Here is a 5,203-nt window from a genome sequence, read left to right as displayed (position 1 = left end):
GGGGTTTGGGGAGCAATGGAACCAAAAACCAACGTAAGCTCTGAATCCCACCGTAAAGGGGCTTTCCGATCTCCAGCTCACCCGCCAGGCATTACTCTCTGATCAGTGCCTCGATGATCGGGCAGATCGTTCCGCCGTCTCCCGCATCACATTGCTGCACCAGTTCGCCTAACAGTTGCTGCATGACGACCAAGTCGGCCATCTTCTGCTCGATCAACGCGAGCTTGCGTGCAGCCCGTGCTCGCGTTTCGGCACAGGCGCACGACTCATCCAGCGTCAGCAGTCCACCGACTTCCGAGAGCGTGAAACCCAGCGCCTGAGCCCGCTTGATGAAACGCAGTCGCTTCACCATGTCCACCGGATAGCGCCGATGGCCACCCAAGGGTTTGGCTGGTTCATCCAGCAGCCCGCGTCGCTGGTAGTAGCGGATCGTCTCGACGTTCACCCCGGCGGCGTCTGCCAGCTTGCCAATGGTCAGCTCTGTGGCCATCACTTTCTCCTTGATTCCGTACTTTGGTACGGAGTTTAGAATAGCACCTAGGCAATCAGGCTCAGGAGATGGGAATGGGGATGCAACTCACCGGGAAAGGCTCGCTGGTCGCGAGTTCGCTGACCGCCATCGGTGCGTCGGTGTGCTGTGTCGGGCCACTGGTGCTGTTGGCACTCGGTGTCGGCGGTACGTGGGTGGGCGCTCTGACCATGATGGAGCCACTACGCCCCCTCTTCATCGGGTTGACTCTACTGTTCCTGGGATTGGCATTCCGCAAGCTCTACCTGGTGCCACAGGTTTGTACGCCAGGTACACCCTGCGCCGATCCGCGCACGCTCGTGCGACAGCGACTCGTGTTCTGGATCGTCAGCGTGCTGCTGCTCGGCCTATTGGCCGTGCCGTGGCTCGCCCCGCTGTTCTACTGAAGGAGATTAACCATGCGCAAACTGCTGATCGCCGTGCTTTTCGCCTTGCCCTTCGTGGCGCTGGCGGCTCCCCCGAAAACCGTCACGCTCGACGTGCAGAACATGACGTGCGGACTCTGTCCGATCACGGTCAAGAAGTCGCTGGAGAAGGTGTCCGGCGTGAGTGACGTCCAGGTCAATTTCGACCAGAAGACGGCGACCGTCACCTACGATCCCGATAAGGCCCAGCCCGAGGCACTGACTGAGGCGACCGCGAACGCGGGATACCCCTCCACAGTGCAGAAGTGAGGTCACGATGAGCGCCATTGTCCTTGAGTCCGTGCTGACTTGCCCGCGCTGCGGCTTCGCCAAGCCGGAAACCATGCCCACGGACGCCTGCCAGTTCTATTACGAGTGCAGCAACTGCAAGGCGCTGCTGCGCCCCAACCCAGGGGATTGCTGCGTTTTCTGTTCGTTCGGCTCGGTGAAGTGCCCGCCGATCCAGCAGCAGCTTGGGTGTTGCTCATAGCGTTTAGGGGGATCACAGGTCGTCGTCTGGATTACGCAGTGGCCGCAGCTCGCCGCGCGCAACTTCTTCCGGTACCGCAAAGGAATACCGCCCGAGCATGTTGATGTGCTCGTAGATCAGCGGCGATAGCCGGGCCAAATCCTCTTCCAGCACTGGATAGCCGTGCTGCTTGAGCCGTTCCACGGCCGCCGTCATGTAGAGGGTGTTCCACAGCACGATGATGTTCACCACCAGGCCCAGAGCACCGAGCTGGTCTTCCTGGCCTTCGCGGTAGCGCTGGCGGAGCTCGCCGCGTTTGCCGTGGAACACGGCGCGGGCCAGGCTGTGCCGGCCTTCGCCTCGGTTCAACTGGGTCAGGGTGGCGCGGCGCTTGGACTCGTCGTCGATATAGGTCAACGTGTGCAGAGTCTTTTCGATCCGCCCGAATTCGGCCAGCGCCTGGGCCAGCCGGGTGGGTCTATCTCCCGTTTGCAGCGTGCGCATGATGCCAGTCGCCGGCACCCGGCCGAGTTTGAGCGAGCCGGCCAGGCGCAGCAGGTCGTCCCAGTGCTCGGCGATCAGGTCGAGTTTGACCGACTGGCGGGCCAGCCCGTTGAGCTTGCCGTAGTCCGCGTCCGGGCGCGTGCGCCAGAAGCGGGTACCGCCGACATCGGCCAGCCGCGGACTGAAGTGGTAGCCAAGTAGGCGGAAGAGCCCGAACACCACATCGCTGTAGGCCCCGGTGTCGGTCATGATTTGCGTCGGCTGCAACTCGGTCTGCTGTTCCAGCACGACCGCCAGCAACACCAGGCTGTCGCGCAGCGTGCCGGGCACGGTGATGGCGTTGAGGCCGGAGAATTGGTCGGAAATCAGGTTGTACCAGGTGACACCCCGGCCGGTGCCGAAATACTTCGGATTGGGGCCGGCATGCACGGTGCGCACCGGTACGACGAAGCGCATGCCATCGGCGGAGGCGACCTCGCCGCCACCCCAGACTTGGGCCAGTTCCAGTTGGCTTTGCGCTCCGACCAGGATGGCGTTAGCCGCTGACAGGGTGTCGTCGCGGATATAATTCTGGCTGACCCAGGACAGCCGGTCACGGCGCAGCGCCGGGTTGTCGGTGCGGATCAAGGGCTCCAGGCCGGTGTTGCAGGCCCCGCCCAACAGCACCGCGCAGAGGCTGGTGACCAGGTTGTCGGCGCGTGCATTGCGTTCGGAGACATGGGTGAAGGCCTCGGAAAAGCCAGTGCGGGCGGCGATTTCCAAGAGGATTTCCGGCAGATCGACACGCGGCATCAGGTCAGACACGGCCGCCCGCAGTTGCAGCAACGAGCAGGGCTCGTCCAGCTTGTCCAGCGCCCCGAGCGACAGTTCGGTCTTGCCCTCGGTGTTCTCGCTCAGTTGAATCGCCGGGTTGTCGGGCAGGCGCGCGGCTACTGCCAGCCAGGTTGCATCCAGCTCGACGGACAAGGCGTCCAGGGTGGTTTTGGCGTCGATGGTCAGGCCCAGTGACCGGCAGATGATCGGTCGCGCCGCCAGCCATTCGGCACCGTCGAGCAGGCCAAGGCGCGGGTCGGCATAGCGCCAACTGGGCGAGACGAAGACATCGCGGCGGCGCAGGGCCGTGCGCAGCGCATCGAGCGTGCAGAACACATAGGCACCCATGTCGAGGGAGCCATCTTCGCGGGTGATGTGCTTCTGCCAAGCCTTGGCCACGATCTCCTGCGGCGCGTCATCCTCTGGCTTCCGGCGCGGCAGGTTCAGTTGCAGCCACTCCAGACTAGCCGCCACGCCCTTGCCGGCCGGGCTGAAGCCGAAGCGGATGTGCTTGAGCAGGTCGGGCAGGAAGCGGCGCACGCTGCGGTAGCGCGCTTCCAATGCAAGAAAATAGACGTCATCTACCGGGCGGATCAGCGCGTTGACCTCTTCCAGGGCCTTTTCCAGGGTGGTCCTCGGCAGGTCGTTGAACAGCCGGGCGCGCACGTTGTCATCGCTGATCGAGCTGTCCAGCACGACCTTGCACGCGGCGGCGAGCGTCGCGGCCGACCGATCCAGGTCTTTCAGGCTGCGCATGCGGGCTTTCTTGTCGGCCTTCTCCGCGTTGCTGAACAGGTCGCGCAGCAAGGCCTCCAGGACTTCCAGTGCGTCGTCGTGCGCAGTCGCCTCCAGGCAGAGTGCGAAGGCCACCAGTGTCGCCATCCGCCGCGACGCCGGCAGCCGATTAATCGCGGTGACCTTGGCCGTGTTGGCGAAGCGGGCCAGGGCGGCGATACGGCTGGGAGGGATGTGCGCCGCCGCCGGCAAGGTGATGCCGATGCCGCGCACGTCATCGAGCCGGCGCAGTGCCCGAATCAACGCGGGGCCACTGACCATGACCGGGCCGGAGCGCAATTGATCCAGCCGGGAGCTGCGGTTGCCTTCGGCCACCGTCAGCAAGTCTTGCAGTTGCAATCGCTGTTCCTCAGTCACGCTGCGGCCCAGCGTAAACCAGAGGCGTTCTTCGACCCGACTGCGCAACTGGGCGATAAAGCGCTCTAGTTGAGACACACCAGGCAGGAGGACTTTCTGTGTGAACAGCCACGAGGTGGCTCGCTCAAACAGCACTCCCGGCCGGTCGGTGCCCGTCCAGCAGAGGGCATACAGCCAGCGGCTCAAGCGAAAGCCGATGCCCGGATCGGTGAAATGACGATAGCCAAAGCGGTTCTGAATATCGGTGGCATGTATCCAGCGGCGATGATCGCTATAGCGCTGGAGGCAGTCGGGGTCTGGAATCGCCAGTTGTCGGCAAAGCACCTGCAGGACTTCCACCGGCACGGCGGCGGGCTTGTCCGGCAGAACGCCAACGAAGCGGACGGTGGTCAGCAGAACGGCATAACCCAGACGGTTATGGTTACCCCGCAGCACCTGGATGGCTTCACGGTCTTCATCGCTCAGGTGGAAGTAACGTTCCAGCTCTTCACGGCTGGGCGAATCAACATAGCGGCCAAAACCGTCGCGTTGCTCTTGAGTCAGAAAACCGACCGGCATTGATCACAGCACCTCGACGCAGAACACGGCGGGCGTGACGATCCGCGTGCGTTCGATGTGCCCGCGTTGCAGCAGGCCGGCGCGGCGATCACCGGTTACCAGGTAGTCCGCATCGCCCGCCAAGGCCATGGCCAGCAAAAACGAGTCATCCGGATCATCGGCTTCGACCTCGATGGTCAGGCGCTCCAGTACCACAGCCCGTTGCAGGTTATTGATCATGGCGCCCACCTTGGCGGGCTGTAGGATGGCCTGAAGCTTGGGATAGCGGCTGGCTCGACGAATTTCATCGAGTTGCATCCGCGAGGTCACCACCTCGAAACGCGCCGCCCGCCAGGCACGGTAGATCGCATCGGGCGCGCCATGTGGCGAGATCAGGGCGCTGAACAGGATGTTGGTATCCAACACGACCCGCATCAGCGCTTACGTGCCCAGTCGAGCGCTTCGTCAACCGCGTTGGTCAATTCTGCCTCACTCAGATGGGCGTTAGCGGCCTTGGCCTGCTCAGCGCTCAGCTCCAGGATGTGTGCCCGTACCGCTTCTTCGATGAAGCGCGACAGGTCGCCCTTACGGCCGCCGCCCTGGCTGGCCAGAAACATCCGAAGCGACTGGTCGGTGTCGGCCGAGACGGCGACATTCCAGCGAATGGTATTCATAGCGTTCTCCGCTAATAGGTGTTTGTGTGTTTATACGCCAATCACAAAGGGCGATGCAATGGTTCGACAAAACGATGGTTTTCCCGAACTAACCAGACGCCACAAGGGTTTGCGGGCAGGC

At 63.1% G+C, this 5,203-nt stretch carries 7 protein-coding genes; 3 read left to right on the top strand and 4 right to left on the bottom strand.

What is annotated here, in order from left to right; genetic code table 11:
• Nucleotides 1–91 precede the first annotated feature (91 nt).
• Nucleotides 92–490 carry a mercury resistance transcriptional regulator MerR gene (merR, locus tag LO50_RS19485; protein ID WP_003089120.1) on the bottom strand — a complete coding sequence of 133 codons (399 nt, stop codon included), beginning with the start codon at nucleotides 488–490 and terminating at the stop codon, nucleotides 92–94.
• Nucleotides 491–564: 74 nt separating this feature from the next.
• Here merR and LO50_RS19480 point away from each other — a divergent pair, with 74 nt between their 5' ends.
• The 3 genes from LO50_RS19480 to LO50_RS19470 are packed head-to-tail and all read left to right on the top strand — an operon-like array spanning nucleotide 565 to nucleotide 1,423.
• A complete protein-coding gene (locus LO50_RS19480; protein ID WP_003089115.1) occupies nucleotides 565–915 on the top strand; it encodes a mercuric transporter MerT family protein in 351 nt (116 codons plus the stop codon).
• Between the two features lie 12 nt (nucleotides 916–927).
• The gene (merP, locus tag LO50_RS19475; RefSeq protein WP_003150552.1) at nucleotides 928–1,203 is read left to right on the top strand and encodes a mercury resistance system periplasmic binding protein MerP; all 276 of its coding nucleotides are present in this window, start codon (nucleotides 928–930) and stop codon (nucleotides 1,201–1,203) included.
• 7 nt (nucleotides 1,204–1,210) lie between these two features.
• On the top strand, nucleotides 1,211–1,423 hold the full coding sequence (locus tag LO50_RS19470) for a GDCCVxC domain-containing (seleno)protein (protein ID WP_003089113.1): 213 nt from the start codon (nucleotides 1,211–1,213) through the stop codon (nucleotides 1,421–1,423).
• A gap of 12 nt (nucleotides 1,424–1,435) precedes the next feature.
• On the opposite strand, the gene LO50_RS19465 is transcribed toward LO50_RS19470, so the two are convergent.
• From LO50_RS19465 to LO50_RS19455, 3 genes are read right to left on the bottom strand one after another with little or no spacing between them, the layout of a single operon-like run.
• Nucleotides 1,436–4,429 (bottom strand): Tn3 family transposase, encoded by a 2,994-nt coding sequence (locus tag LO50_RS19465; protein WP_003299771.1) that lies wholly within the window; start codon nucleotides 4,427–4,429, stop codon nucleotides 1,436–1,438.
• 3 nt (nucleotides 4,430–4,432) lie between these two features.
• Nucleotides 4,433–4,843 carry a putative toxin-antitoxin system toxin component, PIN family gene (locus LO50_RS19460; RefSeq protein WP_003150546.1) on the bottom strand — a complete coding sequence of 137 codons (411 nt, stop codon included), beginning with the start codon at nucleotides 4,841–4,843 and terminating at the stop codon, nucleotides 4,433–4,435.
• Nucleotides 4,843–5,082, bottom strand: a complete 240-nt coding sequence (locus tag LO50_RS19455; protein WP_003089107.1) for a ribbon-helix-helix domain-containing protein — start codon at nucleotides 5,080–5,082, stop codon at nucleotides 4,843–4,845. The genes LO50_RS19460 and LO50_RS19455 overlap by 1 nt, the downstream gene beginning before the upstream one ends.
• Nucleotides 5,083–5,203: the final 121 nt, after the last annotated feature.

The sequence above is a fragment of the Stutzerimonas stutzeri genome, assembly GCF_000935215.1.
Classification (GTDB): Bacteria; Pseudomonadota; Gammaproteobacteria; order Pseudomonadales; family Pseudomonadaceae; genus Stutzerimonas.
The sequence above is the reverse complement of the archived record's forward strand: the minus strand, read 5'-3'. Positions and strand labels throughout refer to the sequence as shown.

Excerpts from the sequence above, each read along its gene's own strand:
- merR (WP_003089120.1), bottom strand. The coding sequence starts at position 490 with ATGGCCACAGAGCTGACCATTGGCAAGCTGGCAGACGCCGCCGGGGTG.
- LO50_RS19480 (WP_003089115.1), top strand. The coding sequence starts at position 565 with ATGGGGATGCAACTCACCGGGAAAGGCTCGCTGGTCGCGAGTTCGCTG.
- merP (WP_003150552.1), top strand. The coding sequence starts at position 928 with ATGCGCAAACTGCTGATCGCCGTGCTTTTCGCCTTGCCCTTCGTGGCG.
- LO50_RS19470 (WP_003089113.1), top strand. The coding sequence starts at position 1,211 with ATGAGCGCCATTGTCCTTGAGTCCGTGCTGACTTGCCCGCGCTGCGGC.
- LO50_RS19465 (WP_003299771.1), bottom strand. The coding sequence starts at position 4,429 with ATGCCGGTCGGTTTTCTGACTCAAGAGCAACGCGACGGTTTTGGCCGC.
- LO50_RS19460 (WP_003150546.1), bottom strand. The coding sequence starts at position 4,843 with ATGCGGGTCGTGTTGGATACCAACATCCTGTTCAGCGCCCTGATCTCG.
- LO50_RS19455 (WP_003089107.1), bottom strand. The coding sequence starts at position 5,082 with ATGAATACCATTCGCTGGAATGTCGCCGTCTCGGCCGACACCGACCAG.